The organism is Nonomuraea sp. NPDC059023 (assembly GCF_042740095.1).
In the GTDB taxonomy this organism is placed as follows: domain Bacteria; phylum Actinomycetota; class Actinomycetes; order Streptosporangiales; family Streptosporangiaceae; genus Nonomuraea.
Genome location: NZ_JBHYIO010000003.1, coordinates 395,739 through 421,757 on the forward strand (window position 1 = coordinate 395,739; position 26,019 = coordinate 421,757).

The following is a 26,019-nucleotide window of genomic DNA, read 5'->3' on the forward strand; positions in this document are numbered from 1 at the left end:
ACCCCCTTTGAGGCCAGAACCATGAAACAGGTGGCCAGTGTCGCGTGCCTTCTCACGCTCGACGCTTCCAAGCTCGCCGACGGCACGGTGCTCCGTGTCGCCGGCTACCGCGCCGCGGGCGACGGCGGCGGCATGCTCGTCCGATGGGACGCGCGCTCGACCGTCAAGGCGAACGGCGGCACCGTCCTGGGCACGGCCAGAAAGGGCCGCTGGCTCCAGATTCACGACGGATGCCTAGATTTCCGGAAATTTGGCATCTTCGACGCCAAAACCCCCGCAGACGCCGCACTCGACGCCATGGTCAACGACCCGCACGTCAGCCGGATCGAAGCCCACACCGACCTGAACTTCACCAAGCGGCACACCTTCCGCCGCTCGGACCTCGTGCTCGACTTCGGCGGCCACCTGATGACCACCGAGGGCATCGAGAAGAACTCCCATGACAACCCCTTCGGCGCCGTCCTGTTCTTCCAGGGCGAGCGCACGAAGACCACCCACGTCCACAAGCTCACCGCCGTCCTGCCCGATCTGTCCGACGTCTTCGAGGTGGGCGACTCGGCCGGCTTCGCGATCGGCCAGTGGTGGGCGGTCGAGGTGGACGCCCTGTCCGGGACGTACGAGCGTGAGCTCCAGCGCCTGGTACAGATCACGCAGGTCGTGGACGGCTCCCACGTCCGCGTGAACTACAAGAACGGCTGGGAGCTCGCTCCCGGCCGGTCGCTCACCTGGACGCGCGTAATACCGGTCGAACGCGTCCAGGTGAGCGGCCTCCGCTTCACCGGCGTCCCCGGCGGCGACCAGTACACCGGCTCCCACCCGCTGGCCTACGAGTACGCGGTCCACTGCGACGTCGCCGACGTGCACGCCGTGGGCTCGTTCTGGCCGGTGATCATGCGCCGCTGGTGCACGTTCTTCCGTACCGAGCGGTGCGGGCTCAAGAACCCGCCCACGGTCATGTACGGCGGCGCCGGCTACCTCACCCAACAGATCTACTGCCTCTACGGCCACGTGGCCGACTGCACCACCTCCAACGTCCGCCACCTCAACGACTTCACCGCCAGCGCGTACTGCACGGTCGAGAACTGCCACGGCGACGGCGACGACGAGGGCGGCAACCCCTTCACCACCCACGGCCAGTACGAGCACGACCTGGTCTTCACCGGCAACTCCGGCCTCATGGACCTGGCCAACAGCGGCGCCCCGTGGGGCACCAGCGCCAAGCGGATCACGGTCAGGAAGCACCTGTGCTCCTGGTTCGTGGCCGGAACCAAGATCACGGATCTGACGCTGGAGGACGTCAGGGTCATCCCCCGCTCGACGTTCGACCCGGCGGGAACGCTCCAGGTGAACGCCGACGGCGTCCAGATGCGTGGCTGCTCGGCGAAGACGTTCGCGATCGGCCAGCGCTCCAGCCGCTCCACCCGGCCCAACGTGATCGAGGGCTGCTTCTTCGAGCTGCCCAAGGGCCAGGTGGTCGTGCAGACGCCGGTCACGAACGCGGTGCACTTCAAGGACTGCGTCTTCACCGGCCTCGACGGCGCGACCCTGCGCGGCGCCGGCCCGCTCACGTTCACGGACTGCGTCCTGGACGGCGCCGGCCCCCTCCTGCTGGGCTCGGCGAGCGTCACGGTCAGGGGCGGCCAGGTGAAGAACACGCCCATCCAGCTCACCGCCGTCCGCGACCAGGTGCTCAGGCTGGAGGGCGTGGAGCTGGACGACTCCCCGCTGACCAGGGCGGACGGCCCCGGCGCCGTCACCTGGGAACTGGCCGGCGTGCGCAGCCGCGCCGAGCGCTCCCATCTGGAGCTGACCGGCGGCGAGAACCGCTACCGGGCCACCGGCTGCGCCTTCACCGGCGGCACGCTCACCCTGACCGGGGCCGCCGAGGTCCTGCACACCGGCTGCGCCGAGGACGGCGTCGAGCGCCGGTTACCGCCGTCGGGCCCGCGCGTGCTGGTCAGCCACACCATCACGCTCTGAGCCGATCACCCCCACTCCCAGCAAGGAACCACCCATGGAACGTCGTGACATCCTGCGCGCCTCCGGCCTGGCCGCCGCCGGCACCCTCCTGCTCGCCCAGCCCGCGCTGGCCGATCCGGGCAAGAAGCCCAAGGAGGAGGTACGCGCGGTCGCCACCGTCGCCGAACTGCTCGCCCACGAGGCGGCGAAGCTGACGGACGGCACCCTGGCCCAGGTCGCCGGCTACCGCTCCCCCGGCGACGGCGGCGGCATGCTGGCGCGCTGGGACGCGAACTCCACCGCCCTGGCCAACGGCGGCACCGTCCTGGGCACCGCCGCGAAGGGCCGCTGGCTCCAGATTCACGACGGATGCCTAGATTTCCGGAAATTTGGCATCTTCGACGCCAAAACACCCGCAGACGCCGCACTCGACGCCATGGTCAACGACCCGCACGTCAGCCGGATCGAAGCCCACACCGACCTGAACTTCACCAAGCGCCACACCTTCTCCCGCTCCGGCCTGGTGCTCGACTTCGGCGGCCACCTGATGACCACCGACGGCATCGAGAAGGCCGGCGCCGACGACCCCTTCGCCGCCGTGCTCTTGTTCCGCGGCAAGGTCACCGAGACCAAGGTCACCCACAAGCTCACCCAGGTCATGCCCGACCTGTCGGACGTCTTCGAGGTCGGCGACTCCGGCCGGTTCAAGGTCGGCCAGTGGTGGGCGGCCGAGGTCGACCAGGGCGCCGGCCGCTGGGAGAAGGAACTGCAGAAGCTCGTCGAGGTCACGCAGATCGTCAGCCCCACGCAGATCCGGGTCAACTACAAGAACGGCTGGGAGCTGAAGGCCGGCCGGAGCGTCACCTGGACGCTGGTCGAGCCGGTCGCCCGGGTCCACGTCCGCAACCTGCGCTTTCGCGGCGTCGTGCCCGGCGACCAGTACACCGGCTCCCACCCCCTCGCCTACGAGTACGCCGTCCACTGCGACGTCGAGTCGATCCACGCCGAAGGCACGTTCTGGCCGGTGATCATGCGCCGCTGGGCCACGCACTTCCGTACCGACCGCTGCACGCTGAAGAACCCGGCCAGCGTCACGTGGGGCGGCGCCGGCTACCTCACCCAGCAGATCTACTGCCTGTACGGCCACGTCGCCGACTGCCACGTGGCCAACTCCCGCCATCTCAACGACTTCACCGCCAGCGCGTACTGCTACGTCGAGAACTGCCACGGCGACGGCGACGACCAGGGCCCCTTCGTCACCCACGGCCAGTACGAGCACGACCTCACCTACACCGGCAACTCCGGCCTGATGACCTTCGCCAACTCCGGTGCCGCCTGGGGCTCGGCGGCCAAGCGCATCACCGTGCGCAAGCACGTCTGCTCGTGGTTCGTGGCCCGGGTGAAGATCACCGATCTGACGCTGGAGGACGTCCGGGTCATCGGCAAGCCCTCGCTCAACGGCTCGGGCATGATCTGGGTCAACGCCGACGGCGTGCAGATGCGCGGCTGCTCGGCCAGTCACACGCTGATCGTCTCGCAGCAGTCGAAGCTGTCGGGCCGCCCCAACCTCATCGAGGGCTGCACGTTCACGCTGCCCGCCAAGAGCGAGATCGTCCAGGCCAACGTCACCGGCCCGGTGCACATCAGCCGCTCGGTCCTGCACGGCCTGGACGGCAACACGTTCAACGGCGCGCAGGCGGTCTTCACCCACGTCGTCTTCAACGCCGCCCAGAACGCCGCGCCGCTGACCTTCGCCGGCTCGGCGACGCTGACCGGCTGCACGCTCAACGGCCTCGGCCTGCGCGCCGCCGGCAAGGCCGACCAGCGCCTGCGACTCGACGGCGGCACGGACATCTCGGGCGAGGGCGAGGGCGGCGCGCTGCTCTCCCGCGCGGACCCGGCCGGCCTCGTGTCCTGGGAGCTGTACGGCATGCGCAGCCGTACCACCGGAGCGCACGTCCTGCTGGAGGCGGGGCGCAACCGCTACACCGCGACCGGCTGCCAGTTCAGCGGCGGCAGGCTCACGATCAAGCAGTTCGAGCTGGTCCAGCACACGGGCAACGTCGAGGAGGCGGTGACCAGGGAGCTGCCGCCGGACGGCCCGAAGGTCCTCACTTCCGGAAATCTGGTGATTTAGGTGCGGAAAGTCACGCTGGCCATCGCGGGAGCGGGCAACAGGGGGCAGACCTACGCCTCCTGGATCGCCGCCCATCCCGACCGGGCCGAGCTCGTCGCGGTCGCCGACCCCGACCCGGCCAGGCGCCGCGCGGTCGGCGCCCGGAGCCCCGGCGTCAGGGAGTTCGGCGACTGGCGGGACCTGCTCGCGGACAGGGTGGCCGACGCGGTCATCCTGTCCACGCAGGACCGCATGCACGTCGAGCCCGCCATCGCGCTGGCGGGCGCCGGCTACGCGCTGCTCATGGAGAAGCCGCTGGCACCCACCGAGGAGGAGTGCCGGCGCATCGTGCGGGCCGTGTCCGAGTCGGGGGTGCTGTTCGCGGTCTGCCACGTGCTGCGCTACACGCCCTACACCGAACTGGTGAAGCGGGTCACCGGCAGCGGGGTGATCGGCGAGATCATGAGCGTCGAGCACCTGGAGCCGGTCGGCTGGTGGCACCACGCCCACTCCTACGTGCGCGGCCCCTGGCGCAGCGAACGGCTGGCCAGCCCGATGCTGCTCGCCAAGTCCTCGCACGACCTCGACTGGCTCACCTACGTCACCGGCCGCCGGATCCGGCGGGTCTCCAGCTTCGGCTCGCTGGGCCACTTCCGGCCGGACCGGCGCCCGGCCGGGGCCGCCGACCGCTGCCTCGACTGCCCGATCGAGCCGGTCTGCCCCTACTCCGCGCCCAAGCTCTACCTGAACCGCGGCTACGACTGGCCGACCAGCGTGCTCGGCGGCACCGAGGCCGAGGTCATGGACGCGCTGCGCACCGGCCCGTACGGCAGGTGCGTCTACGCGAGCGACAACGACGTGGTCGACCACCAGGTGCTGGCCATGGAGCTGACCGGCGGGGCCACGGCCACGTTCACGATGACCGCCTTCACCGAGCAGACCCACCGGCAGACGAAGATCTTCGGCACCCACGGGCGGCTGATCGGCGACGGCGAGTCGGTGGAGGTCCTCGACTTCCGCGACAGCCGTACCACCAGGTGGGAAGGCGTGAGCAGCGGGTCGAACGCCGGCGACGGCCACGGCGGCGGCGACGCCGGCGTCATGGACGCCTTCGTGAGCGCGCTGGCCACCGGCGACCGCTCGTTCGTGCGCTCGGACCACACCGAGTCGCTCCACAGCCACCTCGCGGTCTTCGCCGCCGAGCGGGCCCGTCACACCGGCACGGTCGTCACCGTGCCCGAATCATAGAAGAGGAACGATCATGCGACCTCGCGCACTGGCAGCCGCGCTGCTCGCCGTCGGAACGCTCGCCGCCTGCGGCGGGTCCGGCGGCGACGGCAAGCAGACCGTGACCATGTGGATCTACCCCATCATCGCCGACCAGGCCAAGCACCAGGCGTTCTGGGACGGGCAGATCAAGGCCTTCGAGTCGGCCAACCCGGACGTGGACGTCAAGGTGGAGATCTACCCGTGGGCCAAGCGGGACGAGGCGCTGTCCACGGCGATCGCCGGCAACAAGGCGCCCGACGTGGTCTACCTCATCCCCGACCAGCTCCCCAAGTACGTGAAGACGCTGGAGCCGGTCGACGCCTACCTCGCCGACAAGGCCGGCTACCGGCCCAACGCCCTCCAGGCGGTCACCGTCGACGGCAAGGCCATGGGCGCGCCCATCCTCATGTCGGCCAACCCGCTGGTGTGCAACCAGAAGGCCTTCGACGCCGCCGGGATCAAGGACTTCCCCAAGACGTGGGAGGACGTGCTGCGCCTGGCCCCGCAGTTCAAGGCCAAGGGCGTGGACGTCACCAACTACTGGGCCGACCCGGCCGCGACGCTCAACCAGTCGTTCTACCCGCTGCTGTGGCAGGCCGGCGGCGACGTCTTCACCACCGACGGCAAGGCCAGCGCGTTCGGCGGCCCCGAGGGCGTCAGGGCGCTGACCTTCCTCAAGCAGCTCGCCGACGGCGGCTTCGTGGAGAAGGACCTGCTGACGGGGCTGCCCAAGTTCGAGCAGACGCGCACCGCCCAGAACAAGGTGGCCTGCACCTGGCAGCAGCTGCCCGCCGACGTCGAGTCGTTCTGGGGCAAGGAGAACATCAAGGTGGTGCCGCCGCTGACCGGCGCCAAGCAGGTCGCCTACGGCACGGTCGGCTCGCTGAGCATGCTCAAGGCGAGCAAGAACAAGGAGGCGGCGGGCAAGTGGATCGCCTTCGCCACCGGGGCCGAGCCGAGCAAGGCGTTCAACCTGGCCTCGGGCTTCTTCTCGCCGCGCACCACGACCGGCGCCCTGTACGCCGCCGACCCGGTCCAGTCCGGGGTGGAGAAGACGCTCGACCTGACCACGGCCGGGCCGCTGCACGACAAGGCCCGTGACGTCATGGGCGTGCTCGCGCCGGAGATCCAGGCCGCGCTCATCGGCAAGAAGACGCCCGAGCAGGCGCTGGCCGACGCGACCAAGGCCGCCGACGCCCTGCTGGGCCGATGAGGTTCACGCTGCGCTGGGAGGCGCGGACCGGACTGCTGTTCGTCCTGCCGTGCCTCCTGCTCTTCCTGGCCTTCCGCTTCGGCCCGTCGATCGCCGGAGTGCTGCTCGGCTTCTTCGAGTTCGGCATCGGCGAGAGCCCGGCGTTCACCGGCCTGGACAACTTCCGCCGCATGGCCGGCGACCCCGTGTTCTGGGACTCGCTGCAGGTCACGCTGATCTACACCGTGCTCTACGTGCCCGTCTCCATGGCCGCCTCGGTCGGCATGGCGCTGCTGGTGCGCCGCTCCTTCCGCGGCGCGCGCTTCTTCCGCTCGGTCTTCTTCCTGCCGGTCGTCACCAGCCTCGTGCTCGCCGGAACCGTCTTCACCTGGCTGTTCTCCTCCGAGGGCCCGATCACCAAGCTGACGGGCCTGTCCTGGCTGGCCTCGCCGACGCTGGTCCTGCCCGCGCTGGTGATCGTCTCGGTCTGGTCGAGATTCGGGTACGGCATGCTCATCGTCCTGGCCCGCCTGCAGGATCTCCCCCGCGAACTGGAGGAGGCGGCGTTGTCCGACGGAGCCTCGACCTGGCAGCGCTTCCGCCACATCGTCCTGCCCCAGCTGCGCCCGGCGCTGTTCTTCGTGGCCGTCATCGAGACGACGACCTCGTTCCAGGTCTTCGACCTCGTCTACGTGATGACCGGCGGCGGACCCGCCCACGGCAGCTTCACGCTCGTGATGGCGCTGTACGAGCAGGGGTTCAAGAACTTCGAGTTCGGCTACGCCAGCGCGATCGGCGTCGCCCTGTTCGTCATGACCCTCGTGGTGGCGCTCATCCAGCGCCTGATCATCGGGAGGAGCAAGTGACCTTGCTGGCCACGCGGCCGCCCGCCGTACGCTCGAAACATCCGTCCTACAAGGCCCTGGAGCCGACACGCGGCGGGAAGATCGCCAGGATCGTCCTGCTGGCGATCGCGACGCCGGTGACGCTCTTCCCCTTCTACGCGATGGTCGTGCTGTCGCTGAAGCCGGGGGCGGCGGTCACCTTCCCGCAGAGCATGCTGCCCTGGCCGGTCGACTTCAGCGCCTACGGCGAGGTGCTCGGCGGGCGCGACCTGCTGAAGTGGACGTTCAACACGCTCGTCTACTCCGTGGTCAGCGTCGTGGCCGTGCTGCTGCTGGCCTCGCTGGCCGGGTACGCCTTCGCCAAGAAGCGCTTCCCCGGGCGCGAGCCCATGTTCTGGTCGTTCCTGGCGATGGTGATGGTGCCCTACCACGTCACGCTGATCCCGACCTTCGTCCTCATCGCGCAGCTCGGCGGCGTGGACACCTACTGGGGGCTGATCCTGCCCACGCTCGCCAACGCGCAGGCGGTGTTCCTGATGCGGCAGTTCATCATGGGCCTGCCGGACGAGCTGTTCGAGGCGGCGCGGCTCGACGGCGCCTCCGAGTGGCGGATCTTCACCAGGATCGTGCTGCCCCTGTGCAAGCCGATCCTGGCCACGCTCGGGGTCTTCGTCTTCCTGTGGCACTGGAACGACCTGCTGTGGCCGTTGATCGTGGGCGGCAGCGCGGACATGCGGACGCTGACGGTCGGCATCGCCTCGCTGCACCAGGAGAACGTGCCGCTCAGCGTGGTGCTGGCCGGGGCGACGGTGGCGTTCGTGCCCATCTTCGCCGCGTACCTGGTCGGGCAGCGCTACTTCACCGAAGGCGTCACGATGTCGGGGATCAAGGGCTGATGGCCGGACGGGTGGATGGGCCGGTCAGGACGGCCCGCCCCGGCGACCGCGACGCGCTCTACGCGCTGTGGGCGGCCTGCTTCGACGCCCCGCACATCGTGCCGTTGTACGAGAGCGATCCCGGCCGCCACGAGCGCACCTTCGTCGTGCCCGGCCCAGGCGGCCTGCTGGCCAGTGTGTACTACCTGCCGCGCCCGATCCGCGACGGCCGCGGCGGGGTGCTCCGCGTGGGCGGCGTCGCCAACGTCGCCACCCGCCCCGACGCCCGTGGGCAGGGCCACGTCCGGCGCCTGCTGGCGGCCGCGGTGACGGCGATGGCCGCCGACGGCTGCGCGTGGTCGTTGCTGTTCACCGGCGCTCCCGCCGTCTACTCCGGCTGGCGTTCCTTCGAGCTGCCGCTGGTCAGCGGGCCGCTGGCCGTGCCCGGCGGGGTGTGCGCGCCGCTGCGGGCCGCCGTTCCCGGGGAGCTGGCCGCCCTGCACGCGGCGCACAACCGCCGCCGTCCGCTGACCACCGTCCGCGACCCGGCGCACTGGCGGGTCAGGGTGCCGCTCTGGTACGGCGAGCTGCTCCGCACCCACGACGCCTACGCGGCCGTGCGCTGGCACGCCGGCGAGCTGGAGATCCTCGAGGTCGCCGGGGACCTGGAGACGCTGCTGCCCGCGCTGGCCGGGGAGGCCCTGCGCCGGGGGATCCGGCGGGCGCGGGCGCGGCTCGCGTGGGACGATCCGGCGGTGCCGTACCTGCTGGAGAGTGTGCTGCGGGGCAGCGACCGGACGGGGATGGCCCGCGCGCTGCTGGCCGACCCGGACCCGGTCGTGCGGGCGCCGGGCGCGGCCCACTGGCCCGCGGACTACTTCTGAGCTACATGGTGACGGTGATCGTGTTGGACGCGCGGTCGTGCATGCCGCGGTTGTCGCGGTCGTAGATCACCGCGGGCACGGCCAGGCACAGCAGCACGGTCCGCACGAACACCGGCAGCAGCCGCGGGATGCCGCCGTCCATGGCGACGACCTTGATCTTCATCAGCCGGTGCCCGAACGTCTGGCCCAGGAAGGCCACCAGCAGCAGGTACTGCAGGGCGAAGATGAGCACCGGCGCCCACGGCGAGGCGGTGGGGCTGATGCCCAGGATGAGCTGCGCGATCGCCCAGGTGCAGATCATCCAGTCGATGACCAGCGCCCCGATCCGCCGCCCCCACCCGGCCACCGACCCGCTGCCCCGTTCCGGCAGTCCCAGCCGCTGACCCGGGTACCCGAGGTCGACCCCGGCGGCGCGCACGCCGCCGAGCCAGGTCTGCGTCCAGCGCGGCTGCTTCTCACTCATGCCCACCACGGTATCCGGCGGGGGCGCCGGTCGCGATTGTGACCCAATCGCGCTTCTGCCTGGGCGTTTCCGCACGCATGATGTCTCCTCATGGACGACCTCGACGCACGCTTCCAGGAGCTGGTGTCCCAGATCGGGGAGGGCGAACAGCGCAGGATGCGCGAGGCCGCCGCCAAGGCCGCGCGCCAGGCCGCGCCGCCCTCTTCCCGGCGGCCGTCCACACGCGGGCGGCGGTGGGCGCTGGCCGTCGTCCTGGTCCTGGCCGTGCTGGTCGCCGCGGCGAGCGTGCTGGCCTTCCGTCCCGAACTGCTGACGCCCGAGCCCGCCGTACGGCGGACCCAGCCGCCGCCCACGAGCACGCCGGAGCCGCCCGCGCCCGCCGACCCCTTCGAGGGCTCGCCCGCCGCCGGATACGCCGCGGGAGCGGCGGGTTTCGAGCTGCCCGCGCCCAAGGCGATCGGCGGGCTGTCGGCCAAGGAGGTGGGCAAGGGGCTGGCTCGGGTGCGTGACCTGCTGACCGCCGCCTACCTCGACCCCGCGACGCTCATGGGCGGCGAGCCCAGGGCCTTCGCCGCCCTGGCCGACGCCGAGCAGCGTAGGAAGGTCACCCGTGCCTGGGTCAACAGCTTCGCGCCCGGCACCACTGAGCTGGCCACCGACGTCATCAAGGTCCGCGGTGAGGCCACGCTCTCCCGCTACCGCGAGGGCGCCCGCGTGAAGATCACCTACCTGGTCGTCTACGCCGTCCAGCCACCGGGCCGCCCCGACCAGGTGGTCCGGCTGGTGACGCACGCGCGGGGCTCGTTCGACATCTTCGGGTCGGCGGGCAAGGTCCGCGTGTGGGTCGAGAGCCTGGGCGCCGCCGCCACCCCGGTGCGTTGCGACACCGACGACTACATCCACCCGCAGTTCCCCGCCTCCGACCCGGGCCGGGTACGCGGCACCGGCGCGCCAAGCGACCCCTATGACCTGCATCAGCCCCAGGGCGACGGATGCACGGCTTCGTCGGCCACGTGAGGCCCCCTTAACACCGGCGAAACAAGCGAGACACGGCGCGGAAATCGCCTCCCCCTAACGTCGGGCTGATACCCGTCCCCAGGGAGGTTCGAGAGTGTTCAACTCCGCCGACGACGTCCTGAAGTTCATCCGGGACGAAGGGGTGCAGTTCGTCGATGTCAGGTTCACCGACCTGCCGGGGACGACGCACCATTTCACCTTCCCGGTCGAGAACTTCGGCGCCAGCGTCTTCACCGACGGCCTCATGTTCGACGGCTCGTCGATCCGCGGGTTCCAGGCCATCCACGAGTCGGACATGCTGCTCCTGCCCGACCCGACGAGCGCGGTCGTGGACCCGTTCCGCCAGCACAAGACGCTCAACATCAACTTCTTCGTGCATGACCCGCTGACCGGCGAGGCCTACAGCCGCGACCCGCGCAACGTCGCCCGCAAGGCGGAGGAATATCTCAAGGGCACGGGCATCGCCGACACCGTCTTCTTCGGCCCCGAGGCGGAGTTCTACATCTTCGACGACGTCCGCTTCGAGACGAGTGCGAACGCCGGCTACTACTACATCGACTCCATCGAGGGCGCCTGGAACACCGGCAAGTCCACCGAAGGCGGCAACCTGGGCTACAAGCCGCGCTACAAGGGCGGCTACTTCCCCGTCCCGCCCATGGACCACTTCACCGACCTGCGCTCGGAGATGGTCCGCAATCTCATCGAGTGCGGCATCGACGTCGAGATGCAGCACCACGAGGTCGGCACCGCGGGCCAGGCCGAGATCGACTTCAGGTTCGGCACGCTGCTCAAGACCGCCGACAACCTGATGCTCTACAAGTACATCATCAAGAGCACCGCCCTGGAGTACGGCCACACGGTCACCTTCATGCCCAAGCCGATCTTCGGTGACAACGGCTCCGGCATGCACTGCCACCAGTCGCTGTGGAAGGACGGCTCCCCGCTCTTCTACGACGAGGTGGGCTACGCCGGCCTGTCCGACACCGCCCGCTACTACATCGGCGGCCTGCTGAAGCACGCCCCCTCGCTGCTGGCCTTCACCAACCCGACGGTGAACTCCTACCACCGCCTTGTGCCCGGCTACGAGGCCCCGGTCAACCTGGTCTACAGCCAGCGCAACCGCTCGGCGTGCGTCCGCATCCCGATCACCGGCTCCAACCCGAAGGCCAAGCGCATCGAGTTCCGGGTGCCCGACCCGTCGTGCAACCCGTACTTCGCCTTCGCCGCCATGCTGATGGCCGGCATCGACGGCATCCGCAACAAGATCGAGCCGCCGGAGCCGGTGGACAAGGACCTCTACGAGCTGCCGCCCGAGGAGGCCCGCAACATCCCGCAGGTCCCGGGCTCCTTGACCGACGTCCTGAACGCCCTGGAAGCCGACCACGACTACCTCCTGGAGGGCGGCGTCTTCACGCCCGACCTGATCGAGACGTGGATCGCCTACAAGCGCGAGAACGAGGTCGACCCGATCCGCCTGCGGCCCCACCCCCACGAGTTCGAGCTGTACTACGACGTGTAGGCGGCGGCCACGGCCCGGCATCGACCACGGTGCCGGGCCGTTCGCCTGTTCAGGGCCCGGCCGGATCGGGCCGCTGAGCGAGGGTGGACAGGTTGGCTCGGGCCTGTTCGGTCACCACGTGGCCGGGGCCGAGGACACGTTCGCCGGTTTCCAGCAGGTCCGCGTACAGGGCGCGGGCGGCGGCCGGGGAGCCGGTCACGGCCAGGAAGTCGGCGAACACCAGCTTGGTCTGCAGGGTGAAGACGTTGTCGGCGCCGAGTACGCGCTCGTATCCGGCCAAGCAGGCGCGATACAGCCGGGTCGCGCGTTCGTCGTCTCTGGAGTTGCCCACCACCATCGCCAGCCCCCGCTGGGCCATCAGCGTGTCGGAGTCGTTCTCGCCCAGTGCCTGGAGGCAGTCCGCGCAGGCCGACTCCATGAGGGAGATCGCCTCTTCGTGCCGGCCGGCGTGGCTGACGGTCAGGGCCAGCAGGCCGCGCCGGGCCAGCGTGGTGCGGTGGCCGGGGCCCAGGACCCGGATGTGTTCGGCGACCGCCCGCTCCTGCAACGGCACCGCGTCGGCCGGGTCGTGGTTCAGGCTGTAGACGTCGGCCAGGCCCGCGTAGCACTTGAGGGTGCCGGGATGGTCGGGGCCCTGGACGCGGATGTGGTCGGCGATGGTGCGTTCGTAGAGCTCCACCGCCCGTTCCGGCTGGCGTAGGTGACTGTAGGAGAAGGCCAGGTCGGCCCTGGTGTTCAGGGTGATCTCATGGTCGGGGCCGAGGACGCGTTCGTAGTCGGCCAGGCACTGCTCGAAGAGGGTCACGGCGTCGGCGTTGCTGGAGTGGCGGGCGCGGTAGCCCACGCCCATCTGCCTCAGGGCGGCCAGCACGGGCGCCGCGCGCTCGCCCACATGTGCGTAGACCGCCTCTGTCTGGGCCGCGAATGACTCCCATTTGTCGCGGTTCACCCAGGTGTCCGGCGGGCGGTAGGCAGCGAGGAGTTCGGCGGCGTGGTCGAGGGCGCGGCCCGTGGCGCCGGGGTCGCGTTCCCTGAGCACGCGCTGCGTCACCCGGTGCACCACCACGGACAGGCGGTCCTGGCTCCAGGTCAGCAGCGACCGGCGCACGAGGGCGGCCAGGCGGTCCAGGGCGTCGTCGTCGATCGCCGGGTAGAGCAGGCAGCGGGGGACGCCGTCCGGGGACAGCACGGACAGGACGTTGAGGACGTCGGCCGCGCCGTCGATCTCGGCCTCCGCCGCCTCCACCGCGAGGGTCACGGCCCGCACGACGCTGTCGGGATAGGCGTCGCTGTCGAAGCTGCGCAGGCTCCTGGCCAGCGGTACGCGGCGCAGCGTGGCCAGGTAGGCGGCGTAGGTGGAACCGCGATCCTCGATCAGGGCCGCGGCCTGCGCCAGGGCGAGCGCCAGGTGGCCCAGCTCACCGGCCAGGGCGGCGGCGCCGGCGGGGTCGTCCAGGCCGGTGGCCCGCTCCAGGAACGCCACCGCCTCGGCCTCGGTGAACACGTCCACGGGCACCCGCGCGCCCAGCCGGTCGAACGCCCGGTCCCTGGTGGTGATCACCGTCCGCACGTTGCCGGTCGCGGGCACCCAGCGGCGCAGCTCGCGTACGCTGGCCGCGTTGTCGAAGACCAGGAGGCACGGCTCGCGGGCGGCGGCCAGCCAGTCGCGGGCCTTCTCCGCGGCCTCGGCCGAGGAGTCGCCGGCGCCGCGCAGCCCCGCCCGGTCGGCGAGGCGGCCGAGCCCGGCGACGATCTGCTCGTGGGTCTCGGCGTGGACCCAGGCGACGACGGCGAACGAGGCGGCCTGGCATTCGCGGGCGTACGCGGCGGCCATCGTGGTCTTGCCGACGCCCGGCGCCCCGCTCACCGAGCGGACCACGCTCACCCGACCCTCGCCGCGCAGCCCGGACATGATGCCGGGACGCTCCTGGAAGGAGGCCGGGAGCTGGGGGATGTTCCCCACGACGAGCCGTCCGGCGGCAGCCGGAGGCACCCCCACCTGGACGGTGTTGTGATCGCCTGGGATGACGATGGCGCGCTCGCCGACAGAGCCGGCGGCCACGGCCCGGTCGCCCGCCGCGTCCTGGGTCATAGCCCAGTATGCGCATTTCGGGGGTCCGTCGCGGGCGTGATCCGCCGATCGCATTGCGTGCCGGACGCGCCGGGGTGTATCAAGGCGCGGGGTGATCCATTTTGCTGTCTCTTTACGTTGATCTCGCGATCGGGCTGATCCTGTCGTTCCTGCTGCTGTCGTTGCTGGTCAGCGGCATCAACGAGGGCATCGTGCGGCTACTGGCCATCCGCAGCAAGTTTCTGTGGGCCTACCTGCGCGACACCCTGGACGGCTCCTCCCAAGGCAGGGCGTGGCTGCCGGCCAAGATCCGTGACGTCTTCACGGCGCTGCCGTTCCTGCGTGACCCGCGGCCCAAGCACAGCGACCAGCCGGCGCCGGTGGAGTCCACGATGCCGGCCCACGAGTCGGCGGGCGACGACGCGATGACGAAGCTGCTGTACGAGCGCGTCCGCGAGATCGACCACCCCAAGACCGGCAAGACCAGCATCTCCAACATCCCGCCCGCCCGCTTCGCCGTGGCGCTGATGGAACTGGCGGCCACCGACCCCAACGGCGTCGAAGGCTGGCTGGCCAAGCTCAAGGCGATGAAGAGCCCGCTGTACGGCCACCTCATGGGCGTCTGGGAGGGCGCCCAGCGCGACCTCGACCGCTTCAGGCAGGGCGTCGAGACCTGGTTCGACGGCGAGATGCAGCGCCTGTCGATGCTGTACAAGCGCTACGTGAAGTGGGTCATGGCCGCGCTCGGGCTGGTGGTGACGCTGCTGTTCAGCATGGACGGCCTGGAGTACGCCAAGACGCTGCTGCGCGACAACGCGCTGCGCGCCGGCGTGGCGGCGGTGGCCGCCGGCGACCCGGCCACCGTCAACGAGCTCAAGGCCAAGTGCACCGAGAACATCCAGCTGACCGACTGCCTCACCGAGACCCTCAGCTCGCCCGCGCTGGTCAAGATCTTCGACAACGCGATCATGAGCATCACCATCCCGGCCGACGGCGACCCCAGCGTCCACTGGAACGGCGGCGTGTGGTGGGAGCGCCTCACCACGCTCAGCCACTGGCCCGGCTACCTGCTGACCTACGTGGCGCTGCTGTTCGGGGCGCCGTTCTGGTGGGACCTGTTCCGCCGCGTCACCGGGCTCAAGGGCCGCCGATAAGATCGTCCTCACTCCCGGCAGTGAGGACGATCGTGATCGAGGACTACGCCCGCGCGATGGGCCGCGCCCCCGACGGCCTGCGTCTGGTGCGCGGCGAGCACGCCGACGTGGTGCTCGACGACGACGCCGGGCTGGCCTGGCGTTTCCCCCGCTACGGCGCCCCGGTGGAGCCGCTCGCCGAGCGGGTGCGCCTGGTGCGCGCGCACGGCCTGCCCGCCCCCGAGGTGGTGTCCGTGCGCGCCGGGTGCCTGGTGACCCGCCTGCTGCCGGGCGCGCCGCTGTCGGCGCTGACGCCCGTGGAGCCGGACGCGCTGGCCGCGCTCCTGAAAAGCCTGGCCGCCGTCCCGCACGACGGCACCACGTCCTGGCGCGCGGAGTGGCAGACCCTCGCCACCGAGGTACGGCACCGCGTCGTCCCCCTGCTGTCCCCCGAGGCGGGCCGCAGGGCGCTGGCCGAGGTCACCGCCGCCGCCGAGACCGCCGCGAGCGCCCCGACCGGGTTCGTCCACGGCGACCTGGGCGGAGCCAACGTCCTGATCGAGAACGGCCGGGTAAGCGGCGTCCTCGACTGGGACGAGGCGGGGCCCGGCGATCCGGCGGTCGACTTCGCGGCGCTGTCGGTCTCCTCGCCGGAGCCGGTCGCGCGGCGGCTGGCCGTACGCTTTCCCGATCTCGCGGAACGGGCGCGCGTCTATGCCGCGACCTTCGCCCTCCAGGAGGCCGTGCACGGGCTCCTGCACGAGGAGCGGGAGGCTGTGGAGGCGGGGCTTTCGTCCTATCGTTGACAGGATGGACACCGAGCGACTGATCATGCGCCGCTGGCGCGAGGAGGACCGCGAGCCGTTCGCCGCCATGAACGCCGACCCGGAGGTGATGGAGCACTTCCCGGCCCGGCTGACGCGTGCGCAGAGCGACATGATGATCGACCGCATGGAGCGGGGCTTCGAGCGCGACGGCTATGGGCTGTGGGCCCTTGAGGTGCGGGAGAGCGGGGAGTTCGTCGGCTTCACCGGGCTGATCTACTGGGACTTCCCCGCCCATTTCACCCCGGCCGTCGAGATCGGCTGGCGGCTGACCAGGTCCTCGTGGGGCCACGGGTACGCCACCGAGGCGGCCGGGGCGGCGCTGGCCCGCGGCTTCGCCGAGCTGAACCTGAAGGAGATCGTCTCGATGACCGCCGTGCGCAACGTCCGCTCGCGCGCCGTCATGGAGCGCCTGGGCATGACCCGCGACCCGGCCGACGACTTCGACCACCCGAACGTCCCCGAGGGCAGCCCGCTGCGCCGTACCGTCCTGTACCGGCTGAGTCGTCCCTAGATCGCGCCGTCCCCGAGGATCGAGTTCAACGCCGTCGTGGCCAGGTCGCCCTTGGTGCCGTAGTAGGCGAGCAGTTCCTGGCCGACCCAGTCGCCGGCGACGAGCTCGTCGGCCCGCGCGGTGTCGGCGCCCGGGAACAGCTGGGGCAGCAGGCGCGCGGCGTACACCAGGGCCAGCACCGCGGCGGTGCGGGGGGTGACCTCCGCGCCGTCGAGCCCCGCCTGGATCCGCGCCCGTACCTCCTGCTCGACGGCCGGGTCGCCCTGCGGGTAGCGGGTGCTGGTGAAGATGCCGAAGCTCCGGCGCCGGTCGGCCCGCAGCGCGCCGGTCCGGGCCAGGCTCTCCAGGATCGGGGCCGGGTCCTGCTCGGCGTGCAGCCTGGCGAACCACGTACGCGGCAGGAGAGTGGTCTCGACCTCGCCGATTCCGGCCAGCATCGCGTCCAGCGCGGCGTCGCCGGTGGGCGTGCCGTCCAGCAGCAGGACGCCGCCGTCCTCGTCGAGCTCGATCCGCTCCCTGAGCGCGAGCTCCGACATCAGCGCCGCGACGAGAATGAGCTTGACCCGCTCCTCCTTGACCAGCGGCTTGCCGTCCTCGTCCCCGTGTGCAAGGAGTACGAACTCCTCGGCGATGCTCAGCGTCATGCCTCGAGTGTGCCTCCTTCCCCAGGGGCGGGTGCAGACTCCGCCGTCATCGATCCCGCCTGACAAACGTCATCCCGGCTCAGGAGCCGTAGAAGACGCGTTCGACCACCTGGCGGGCGCGGCGGGTGACCCGGCGGTAGTCGTCCAGGAGGTCCTCGGAGCCGTCCGGCGGGTAGCCGAGGGTGCGGGCGATGAGGCGGCGTTCCGGTGCTCCGGCCGGGAGGCTGTCGCCCGGACGGCCCTTGACGAGCATGATGGCGTCGCGGATGCGGGAGGCGGCCCGCCACGCCTCGCCCAGCACCGCCTCGTCGGCCGCGTCGAGCAGGCCCTCCTCCACCGCCGCGCGCAGCGTGCGCAACGTCTGGGTGGTACGCAGGGACGGGTGCTCGTGGGCATGCTGGAGCTGGAGCAGCTGGGCCACCCACTCCACGTCGGACAGGCCGCCGCGGCCCAGCTTGGTGTGCAGGGCCGGGTCGGCGCCGCGGGGCAGGCGCTCGGCCTCCATCCTGGCCTTGAGCCGGCGGATCTCCCTGACCGCGTCCTCGCCGATGCCGCCCTCCGGGTAGCGCAGGCCGTCGGCCGCCGCGGTGAACTCCGCCCCCAGCGCGGCGTCGCCCGCCGAGAAGCGGGCGCGCAGCAGCGCCTGCGACTCCCAGGGCGAGGACCACCGAGCGTAGTAGGCGGCGTAGGAGGCGAGCGTACGCACCAGCGGGCCCTGCCTGCCCTCCGGCCGCAGGTCGGGGTCGATCAGCAGGGGCGGATCCTGCGCGGGCAGCGCCAGCAGCCGGCGCAGCTCGTTGGCCACCGCGAACGCGGCCTCCGACGCCTCCCGCTCCGCCGCGCCCGCGGGGGGCGAGTGGACGAACATGACGTCGGCGTCGCTGGCGTACGAGCACTCCATGCCGCCCAGCCGGCCCATCGCGATCACCGCGAAGCGGGTCGGCAGCGGGGTCCGGCGTTCCAGGGTGACCTTGGCCACGGCCGCGTCGAGCGCCGCCTGGATGGTGACGTCGTTGAGCTCCGACAGGGCCACGCCCACCTGTTCGATGTCGATCAGGCCGGAGAGGTCGGCGACGGCCGTACGGAAGAGCTCCTTGCGGCGCAGCGCGCGCACGGCGGCCACGGCCGCTTCCGCGTCGTCGTGCCGGGAGACCGCCGCGGAGGCCTCGGCGAGCAGCGCGGCGGCGGGACGGGTGGCGAGCTCGTCGTCGGAGCCCAGCAGCGCGACGGCGTCGGGGGCGTTGGTGAGCAGGCCGGTCGCGTAGCGGCTGGTGCCCAGCACGCGGGCCATGCGCGCGGCCACGGCGGTCTCGTCGCGCAGCAGCCGCAGGTACCACGGCGTCGAGCCCAGCTTGTCGCTCACCTGGCGGAAGCCCAGCAGGCCGGCGTCGGGGTCGGGGGTGCCGGCGAACCAGCCCAGCATCACCGGCAGCAGCGTGCGCTGGATGGCGGCGCGGCGGGAGACTCCGCTGGTCAGCGCGGCGATGTGGCGCAGGGCGCCGGCGGGGTCCACATATCCGAGCGCCGCCAGCCTGGCCGCCGCGGCCGAGGTGGAAAGGCGCGCCTCCGACTCGGGCAGCCGGGCGACCGCCTGCAGCAGCGGCCGGTAGAACAGCTTCTCGTGCAGCCGCCTGGCCTCCATGGCGTGGCGGCGCCAGCGCGCGGTGAACTCGCCCACCGGGTTCACCTGCGTGCCGAGCGCGCGGCCGAGGCGGCGCAGGTCCTCCTCGGCGGTCGGCAGGACGTGGGTGCGGCGCAGCCGGTGCAGTTGCAGCAGGTGCTCGACCTGGCGCAGGAACGTGTAGGCCTCGGCGAGCTGGCGGGCGTCCTCGCGGCCGACGTACCCGCCTCGGGACAACGCGGCCAGGGCGGGCAGCGTGGCCTTGCGGCGCAGCAGCGGGTCGAGGCGGCCGTGGACGAGCTGCAGCAGTTGCACCGCGAACTCGATGTCGCGCAGGCCGCCGGGCCCCAGCTTGATCTGCCGCTCGCCCTCCGCCCGCACGTGCTCCTCGACGCGGCGGCGCATCGCCTGGACGTCCTCGACGAAGTTGTCGCGGGTGGCGGCCGACCAGACCAGGTCGTTCACGGCGGCGACGTAGGAGGCGCCCAGCTCCAGATCGCCGGCGATCGGGCGGGCCTTGAGCAGCGCCTGGAACTCCCACGTCTTGGCCCAGCGGCGGTAGTAGGCCAGGTGGCTGGCGAGCGTGCGTACCAGCGGACCCGAGCGGCCCTCCGGGCGCAGGCCCGCGTCGACCTCCCACAGGGCGCCTTCCGAGGTGGCGGCGGAGCAGGCGCGCATCATCGCCTGGGCCAGGCGGGTGGCGGTGCGCAGCGCCTTGGTCTCGTCGGCGCCGTCGCGCGGCTCGGCCACGAAGATGACGTCGACGTCGCTGATGTAGTTGAGCTCGCGGGCGCCGCACTTGCCCATGCCGATGACGGCCAGCCGTACCGTGTCCAGGCCGTCGGGGGCCTCGGCGCGGGCGATCGCGAGCGCCGCCTCCAGCGCCGCGCCCGCCAGGTCGGACAGCTCCGCCGTGACCTCGGCCGGCGCGGCCTGCCCGGTCAGGTCGCGCGCGGCCAGGTGGAGCAGGCGGCCGCGGTAGGCGACCCGCAGCGCCACCAGGGTGCCGGTCGCCGTGCTCGCGCGGGGCTCGGTCGCGGCGGGCTCGGCGCCGACCGCGCGCAGCAGCTCGGCGCGCGCTTCTCCCGGCTCCGGTACGGCCAGCAGCCCCACCTGACCGGGATGGCGCACCAGGTGTTCCCCGAGCGCCGCGCTCACCCCGAGGACGGCGAACAGGCGCTCGCGCAGCGGCCGGTCGGCGTGGAGGGTGGCCAGGACGGCGGGGTCGCGTTCGGCGAGCCGGGTGAGCGAGGTCAGCGCCAGGTCGGGGTCGGCCACCCGCACCAGGTCGTCGAGCAGCTCCTCCACGACGGACGCGGCGGACGGGTTCTCGGTGAGACCGGCGACCAGGCGGGCCGCGCGGGCGCCGTCGGCGAAGCCGAGCTTGGCCAGGCGGGCTGCGGTGGACTCGATCCTGGGCACCTCCCCATCTTGACAGGTGGCCTCGTGAAACGCTTAAAGTGAAACGCAACGGTGCGTTGCATTTCTCGGGAGGGTGATGATGGGGCGGGTTCCGAAGACCGTGACGTGGGGGCTGCTGGCGGCGTGGGCGGTGCACGACGCCGAGGAGCTGGCGACGATGGCCGGGTGGGTGCGCGACAACCGGGAGCGGCTGGAGGAGCGGTTCCCGCAGGTGCCGTGGGCGCGGCTGGAGATGTCGCAACAGCATGTGAACGTGGCGATCGGGCTCATGGCCGGGGTGATCGCGCTCGCCTCGGCCGACGGGGCGCGCACGGGCGGGCGCAGCCCGCTGTTCCAGTCGGTGCTGGCCGGGTTCGGGCTGCACGGGCTGGTGCACCTGGCCCAGGCCGCGATCACCCGCGGCTACACGCCGGGGCTGGTGACCTCACCGCTGGTGGTGCTGCCCTTCGCCGCCTGGGCGTGGCGGCGGTTGAAGGCCGAGGGGGTTCCGGTGCGCGGGAGCACGGCGGGGCTGCTGTACTTTCCCGTGGTGCTGGGCGGGGTCCACGCGCTGGCCCACCTGCTCACCCGGCCGCGGAAGCCCCGGGAGGACGACCGCTGGTTCTGACGACGGCGGCGAAGGCCTCGGCGACGGGCCGCCAGGTCGCGACCAGGGCCGCGTCGGCGGCCTTCACCTCGGTCGCCAGTTTCTGGTCCTGCCCGGAGGCGGCGATCCAGCGGTCGAAGATCTCCGGGGTGACCTCGGGGTGGAACTGCACCGCCCACGCGCTCGCGCCCAGCCGGTAGGCCTGGTGGGGGTAACGCTCGCCGGTCATGAGCAGCGTCGCGCCCTCCGGCAGGGTGGTCATGGCGTCGCGGTGGAACTGCGCGGCGGGGACCGTTCCCGCCAGGCCGGAGCCGGACAGAAGGGGGTCGGCGACGGGGAGCAGGGTCACCCGGCAGGCGCCGATCTCCAGGCCGGCGGCGCCGCGTTCGACCGTTCCGCCGCAGGCCAGCGTCATGAGCTGGGCGCCCAGGCAGATGCCGAGCACCGGGGTCTGCGCGGCGACCGAGCGGCGGATCAGGTCGCGGGTGGCGGGCAGCCAGGGGTAGGCCTCGTCCTCCCAGGCGGCCATCTCACCGCCGAGCACGATGAGGCCGTCGGCGGCTTCGGCGGGGATCGGGTCGCCGAGGTAGGGGCGGACGATGTCACAGGGCAGGCCGAGCCAGCCGGCGAAGTACCCGAGGGGCGCGTCGGCCTCGTGCTCGATGACAGTGATCCGCCTATCGATCCGCATATTGCGTAATTTACCGGCAACTTTCCCCAGATCAGGCGCATCCAAGTGGCCATGGGGAAGTTGATCGACGGGGACCCGCAGCGGCTCGGCTCGTACTGGCTGGCGGGGCGGCTGGGCGCGGGCGGGCAGGGCGTCGTCTACGAGGGGTACGGCGAGGACGGTCGCCGGGTGGCGGTCAAGGTGCTGCACGGCGACCAGACCGCCCAGCTGGTCAGGGAGGCGGAGGCGGCCCAGCGGGTGGCGTCCTTCTGCATCGCCGAGGTGGTCGGGGCCGATCTGGAGGGGCCGCGGCCGTACATCGTGAGTGAGTACGTCGAGGGGCCGAGCCTGCGGGCGGCGGTCGCCGGCGGGCGCCGGTTCGCGGGCGGGGACCTGCACCGGCTGGCCACGGCGATCGCCACCGCGCTGACCGCGATCCACGACGCCGGGGTGGTGCACCGCGACCTCAAGCCGGACAACGTGCTGCTCGGGCCCGACGGGCCCCGGCTGATCGACTTCGGCATCGCCAGGACCGCCGAGATGTCGCTCACGACGACGGGGCTGGTGACCGGGACGCCCGCCTACATGGCGCCCGAGGTGTTCACCGGGCAACGGGCGGGGGCGCCCGCCGACGTGTTCGCGTGGGCCGGTGTGCTCGTCTTCGCCGCCACCGGCGCCGATCCGTACGAGGCCGACAGCCTGGGCGCCATCATGCACCGCGTGCTGTCGTCCACGCCCGACCTGGGCGTGCTGCCCGGTTCGCTGCGCCCGATGGCCGAGGCGGCGATGAGAAAGGACCCGGCCGAGCGGCCGAGTGCCCGGGAGCTGCTTCTCGCGCTGGTCAGCGGTGACACCCGGCTGGACGCCGCGCACCTGAGCCGCGGCGGGCCGGGCGGTTTCGACACCGGGCGCCTGCTGGCCGCGGGCGGGCGCGAGGCGGCGCGGATGGGCGCCGAGGCCGACGACCCCGCTCTGGGCACGCTCGCCGAGGAGACCTACGGCCTCCTCGATCCGGCCGTGCGGGAGCTGGCTCCCGAGGTGTTCCTGCGGCTGGTCACGGTCGGCGCGCGCGGCGAGCTCACGGTACGGCGGGCCGCCCTGGCCGAGATCCTCGACGGCCGCCCCCTGCCGGAGGCGGCCGCGGCCAAACGCCTGCTGGAGGTCTTCGGCTACCTCCTGACCAGGACGGACGACGAGGTGACGCTGGCCCGCCCGGCGCTCCCCCACGCCTGGCCGCGCTACCGACGCTGGATCGAGGCCAACCGCGACGGCCTGACCGTACACCGGGAGATCCTCGCCGCGGCGAGCCGGTGGGAGGCGGCGGGACGCAGGGACGGCGACCTGTTCCAGGGCAGCAGCCTGGAGAACGCCCTGCAGTGGGCGGCCACGGCGCGCAGGAACATCACGCTGTCCACGGCCGAGCGCGACTTCCTGGAGGCGGCCGCGCGGCTGTCGCGCAGCCGGGCCAGGCGCTCGCGGCTGGCCGCGCTGAGCCTGGCGGGGCTGCTGGTGATCGCGCTGGTGGCCGGAGGGCTGGCGATCTACCAGGGGCGGCTGGCCGACCAGCGGGCCGAGCAGATCGCCGGGCAGTTACGCAGGTCGGAGGCGGACCGGCTGGCCACGCTCGCCGCCTCGACGCGGCGCGCCGATCCGATGCTGGCGGCGCTGTTCAGCGCGACGGCGTGGAAGCTGGACCAGACGCCGCGCACGCGGGCGGAGCTGACGGTCTCCGCCAACCAGCGTGAGACCGGCATGTTCCGTGATCCCGCGACCAGCCCGGACACGATGCGGGCCATCAGCGCGAACGGCCGCTGGCTGGTGAGCGTCGGCGACGACGAGGCCCGGCTGTGGGACCTGCGGACGGGGCGGCGCGCGGGCGGGGTGCGCGCGCTCGGGCTCAAGGGTGAGCTGGTGGGCGCGGTGGAGCTGTCGCCGTCCGGGCGCACGCTCGTCGTCGTGACGGCGAAGGGCGCGAAGGCGTGGGAGACGCGCTCGGGCCGTCCGGTGCGGAGCCTGGCCTTCGCCAAGCCGTTCGACCTGATCGACGAATGGGCCGGCGTGGTCTTCCGCACCGAGGACACGCCCGTGGTGGTCGGCCCCGACACGGGCCTGCGGTGGGACCTGCGCACGGGCGCGAGCGGGCCCTCGCGGGTGCGCGACGGCACGGTCTTCAGCCAGGACGGACGCTGGCGGGCCGAGGAGACCGGCGTGCCCGACCCTGATCGGGTGCGGCTGACCGGGCGCGGGCGGGTGGAGGAGCTCGGCGACCTCGACGGCGCGGGCACGCAGGGCGGCTGGAACAAGGGCGCCCCGGTCTTCAGCGGCGACGGGCGGCTGGTGGCCACCGTGGCGGAGGAGAGCGTCCAGTTCTGGCGGATGTCCGACACCCAGTTGCTCGCCTCGGTGCCGGTCAGGGGCGAGGCGGAGGAGGCGTCGCGGCCGGCCGGCGGCTTCGACGGCACGACCTTCCGCTACCTGCAGGCCGACCAGGTCTTCTCGCTCGACGTCGCCGACCTGCGCGGCGAGCCGGTCAACCCGGTGGAGGTGGCGCAGCTGGCGCCGGGCGGGGCCAGGATGGCGATCGGCGGTCTGGACGACGGCGTACGGATCCGGCGGGTGTCCGACGGCAGGTCCGAGGGCGGGGCGCTGGAGCTGGAGACGGCCCACTTCAGCCCGGACGGCCGCCTGATGGTCAGCACCGACCTGGGCGGACGGCGGGTGACGGTGGTGGAGGACGGCACGGTCCACACCTTCAGCCCGGACGCGAAGCTGGGGCCGGACCTGGTCTCCGTCAGCCCGGACGGCTCCCTGCTCGCCCTGTCGATGACCTCGCCGGGGTTCAAGCGAAAAGATGACTATCTGGTTCAGGTCTGGGACTGGCGGACCCGCCGGATGCTGTGGCAGTTCAGGCACGACGGTCAGCCGCTCACGACCTTCTCCCCCGACGGCCGGCGGCTGGCCCTGGGCGGGCGGCAGGTGACGGTGATGGACGTCGCCACCGGCAACCCGATGGGCCCGCCGTTCGGCGGCAGCGGCAGGGACAGCGCCGTCGTCGGCCTGCACTTCGACCGCGCCGGCGACACCCTGTTCGTGATCGACTCCCGTGAGCGCATGACCGGCTGGGACCTGGCCACCTGGCGGCGTACGGGCGCGGTCTCCACCGGCGTCGGCGCGATCAGCGCGCGCTCGCCCCGCGAGGACGTGATCGCCGCCTGGACCACCGCAGACGGCAGGATCCGCCTGTACGACCCGGTCAGCGGCACCGAGCTCGCGACGCTGCGCGACACCGGCGGCGCCATGGACCCCCAGGTGCGCGAGGTGCTCTCGCTGGCCTTCAGCGCCGACGGCTCCACCCTGCTGACACTTGACCGCGACGGCCACCTGAACGAGCACCCGGTCGCCCCCGCCAAGGTCGCCGCCGCCGTCTGCGCCCGCGCCGGCCGCTCGCTCAGCGAGGCGGAATGGCGGACCTACGTGAATCCGGGACTCCCCTACACGAAAGGCTGCTCCTAGGATCACGTCATGCGATACGACGAGGTGGACGGTATGCGGTTCGCGGTCTTCGGATCCGGGCCGAAGCTGATCGTCGCGGTGCACGGCATCACCGCCTCGCTGATGGCGTGGAACGCGGTGGCCGCGCACCTGCCGCCGGAGTGGTCACTGGTCGCGATGGACCTGCGCGGGCGCGGCCACAGCGCGGACCTGCCCGGCCCCTACGGTCTTGACCGGCACGCCGAGGACGTGCTGCGGGTGGCCGGCCACGTGGGCGCCGGTCCCGGCGCGGTGCTGACCGGGCATTCGATGGGCGCGTACGTGGCGGTGCTGGCGGCGGCGCGGCGCGCGTTCGAGCGAGTGGTGCTGGTGGACGGCGGGCTGCCGTTCCCGCCCCTGGCGCCGGGGGCGGACGTGGACGCCGAGATCGAGGCCACGCTCGGCCCGGCGATCGCCCGGCTGAGCCGGACGTTCGCGTCGGCGGACGACTACGTGGCCTTCTTCCAGGAGCATCCGGCCTTCGCCGGCCACTGGACGCCCGCGGCCGAGCAGTACGTCCGCTACGACCTGACCGGGCCCGAGGGGGCGCTGCGCTCGCGGGCCGCCGGTACGGCGGTGCGCGAGGACGGCCGGTGGATGCGGCTCAAGGGGGCGGAGATCGGGTCGGCGCTGGCCGCGATCGAGGCGCCGGTGACGTTGCTGCGGGCGCCGCGCGGGCTGCTCGACCAGGAGGTCGGGATGCTGCCCGGCCCGCTGGCCGCGCACTGGGCGCAGCGGGTGCCGGGACTGCGCGACGAGCTGGTGCCGGACTGCAACCACTACACGATCATGTTCGACGAGCGGTGCGCGGCGCTGGTGGCCGCCCGCCTGTCAGGGGTACGGCCGGGCCGTACCCCTTGACGG

At 72.1% G+C, this 26,019-nt stretch carries 20 protein-coding genes; 15 read left to right on the forward strand and 5 right to left on the reverse strand.

Annotated elements, in window-relative coordinates:
* The first annotated feature begins 30 nt into the window (after positions 1-30).
* Genes ACFWYW_RS07770 through ACFWYW_RS07800 form a run of 7 tightly spaced genes read left to right on the forward strand, consistent with a single transcriptional unit; the run spans position 31 to position 9,140 of the window.
* Positions 31-1,980, forward strand: coding sequence for a hypothetical protein (locus ACFWYW_RS07770; protein ID WP_379611545.1), 1,950 nt, complete (start codon positions 31-33; stop codon positions 1,978-1,980).
* A 34-nt stretch (positions 1,981-2,014) separates the two neighbouring features.
* A complete protein-coding gene (locus ACFWYW_RS07775; RefSeq protein WP_379611544.1) occupies positions 2,015-4,096 on the forward strand; it encodes a hypothetical protein in 2,082 nt (693 codons plus the stop codon).
* Positions 4,097-5,323 (forward strand): Gfo/Idh/MocA family protein, encoded by a 1,227-nt coding sequence (locus tag ACFWYW_RS07780; RefSeq protein WP_379611543.1) that lies wholly within the window; start codon positions 4,097-4,099, stop codon positions 5,321-5,323.
* Positions 5,324-5,336: 13 nt separating this feature from the next.
* Positions 5,337-6,557 (forward strand): ABC transporter substrate-binding protein, encoded by a 1,221-nt coding sequence (locus ACFWYW_RS07785; RefSeq protein WP_379611542.1) that lies wholly within the window; start codon positions 5,337-5,339, stop codon positions 6,555-6,557.
* Positions 6,554-7,402, forward strand: coding sequence for a carbohydrate ABC transporter permease (locus ACFWYW_RS07790; RefSeq protein ID WP_379611541.1), 849 nt, complete (start codon positions 6,554-6,556; stop codon positions 7,400-7,402). Before ACFWYW_RS07785 ends, ACFWYW_RS07790 begins: the two co-directional genes overlap by 4 nt.
* Complete coding sequence (locus ACFWYW_RS07795; protein WP_379611540.1) at positions 7,399-8,277, forward strand: carbohydrate ABC transporter permease; 879 nt, start codon at positions 7,399-7,401, stop codon at positions 8,275-8,277. The genes ACFWYW_RS07790 and ACFWYW_RS07795 overlap by 4 nt, the downstream gene beginning before the upstream one ends.
* Entirely contained in the window at positions 8,277-9,140 is an 864-nt protein-coding gene (locus ACFWYW_RS07800) for a GNAT family N-acetyltransferase (protein ID WP_379611539.1), read from the forward strand. The genes ACFWYW_RS07795 and ACFWYW_RS07800 overlap by 1 nt, the downstream gene beginning before the upstream one ends.
* A 1-nt stretch (position 9,141) precedes the next feature.
* Here ACFWYW_RS07800 and ACFWYW_RS07805 read toward each other — a convergent pair whose 3' ends face one another.
* A complete protein-coding gene (locus ACFWYW_RS07805; protein WP_379611538.1) occupies positions 9,142-9,603 on the reverse strand; it encodes an RDD family protein in 462 nt (153 codons plus the stop codon).
* Between the two features lie 90 nt (positions 9,604-9,693).
* On the opposite strand from ACFWYW_RS07805, the gene ACFWYW_RS07810 reads away from it, so the two are divergent.
* Positions 9,694-10,620 carry a hypothetical protein gene (locus ACFWYW_RS07810; RefSeq protein WP_379611536.1) on the forward strand — a complete coding sequence of 309 codons (927 nt, stop codon included), beginning with the start codon at positions 9,694-9,696 and terminating at the stop codon, positions 10,618-10,620.
* 94 nt (positions 10,621-10,714) lie between these two features.
* Positions 10,715-12,139: a type I glutamate--ammonia ligase gene (gene glnA, locus ACFWYW_RS07815; protein WP_184970754.1), complete on the forward strand. Its 1,425-nt coding sequence runs from the start codon at positions 10,715-10,717 to the stop codon at positions 12,137-12,139.
* 49 nt (positions 12,140-12,188) lie between these two features.
* Here glnA and ACFWYW_RS07820 read toward each other — a convergent pair whose 3' ends face one another.
* Positions 12,189-14,231: a tetratricopeptide repeat protein gene (locus tag ACFWYW_RS07820; RefSeq protein ID WP_379611535.1), complete on the reverse strand. Its 2,043-nt coding sequence runs from the start codon at positions 14,229-14,231 to the stop codon at positions 12,189-12,191.
* A gap of 101 nt (positions 14,232-14,332) precedes the next feature.
* On the opposite strand from ACFWYW_RS07820, the gene ACFWYW_RS07825 reads away from it, so the two are divergent.
* The 3 genes from ACFWYW_RS07825 to ACFWYW_RS07835 are packed head-to-tail and all read left to right on the forward strand — an operon-like array spanning position 14,333 to position 16,681.
* Positions 14,333-15,364: a hypothetical protein gene (locus ACFWYW_RS07825; protein ID WP_379611534.1), complete on the forward strand. Its 1,032-nt coding sequence runs from the start codon at positions 14,333-14,335 to the stop codon at positions 15,362-15,364.
* Positions 15,365-15,384: 20 nt separating this feature from the next.
* Positions 15,385-16,149: an aminoglycoside phosphotransferase family protein gene (locus ACFWYW_RS07830; protein ID WP_379611533.1), complete on the forward strand. Its 765-nt coding sequence runs from the start codon at positions 15,385-15,387 to the stop codon at positions 16,147-16,149.
* Between the two features lie 4 nt (positions 16,150-16,153).
* A complete protein-coding gene (locus tag ACFWYW_RS07835; protein ID WP_379611532.1) occupies positions 16,154-16,681 on the forward strand; it encodes a GNAT family N-acetyltransferase in 528 nt (175 codons plus the stop codon).
* Here ACFWYW_RS07835 and ACFWYW_RS07840 read toward each other — a convergent pair.
* The gene (locus tag ACFWYW_RS07840) at positions 16,678-17,325 is read right to left on the reverse strand and encodes a GPP34 family phosphoprotein (RefSeq protein WP_379611530.1); all 648 of its coding nucleotides are present in this window, start codon (positions 17,323-17,325) and stop codon (positions 16,678-16,680) included. The two genes, ACFWYW_RS07835 and ACFWYW_RS07840, sit on opposite strands and share 4 nt — an antisense overlap.
* Positions 17,326-17,404: 79 nt before the next feature.
* Positions 17,405-20,368 carry a bifunctional [glutamine synthetase] adenylyltransferase/[glutamine synthetase]-adenylyl-L-tyrosine phosphorylase gene (locus ACFWYW_RS07845; protein WP_379640932.1) on the reverse strand — a complete coding sequence of 988 codons (2,964 nt, stop codon included), beginning with the start codon at positions 20,366-20,368 and terminating at the stop codon, positions 17,405-17,407.
* 76 nt (positions 20,369-20,444) lie between these two features.
* On the opposite strand from ACFWYW_RS07845, the gene ACFWYW_RS07850 reads away from it, so the two are divergent.
* Positions 20,445-20,975 carry an HXXEE domain-containing protein gene (locus ACFWYW_RS07850; RefSeq protein ID WP_379611528.1) on the forward strand — a complete coding sequence of 177 codons (531 nt, stop codon included), beginning with the start codon at positions 20,445-20,447 and terminating at the stop codon, positions 20,973-20,975.
* On the opposite strand, the gene ACFWYW_RS07855 is transcribed toward ACFWYW_RS07850, so the two are convergent.
* A complete protein-coding gene (locus tag ACFWYW_RS07855) occupies positions 20,932-21,645 on the reverse strand; it encodes a type 1 glutamine amidotransferase (protein WP_379611527.1) in 714 nt (237 codons plus the stop codon). The two genes, ACFWYW_RS07850 and ACFWYW_RS07855, sit on opposite strands and share 44 nt — an antisense overlap.
* A 51-nt stretch (positions 21,646-21,696) precedes the next feature.
* Between ACFWYW_RS07855 and ACFWYW_RS07860 the strand changes: the two genes are divergently transcribed.
* On the forward strand, positions 21,697-25,137 hold the full coding sequence (locus ACFWYW_RS07860; RefSeq protein ID WP_379611526.1) for a protein kinase: 3,441 nt from the start codon (positions 21,697-21,699) through the stop codon (positions 25,135-25,137).
* A 9-nt stretch (positions 25,138-25,146) separates the two neighbouring features.
* Positions 25,147-26,016, forward strand: a complete 870-nt coding sequence (locus ACFWYW_RS07865; RefSeq protein ID WP_379611525.1) for an alpha/beta fold hydrolase — start codon at positions 25,147-25,149, stop codon at positions 26,014-26,016.
* The last annotated feature ends 3 nt before the right edge of the window (positions 26,017-26,019 follow it).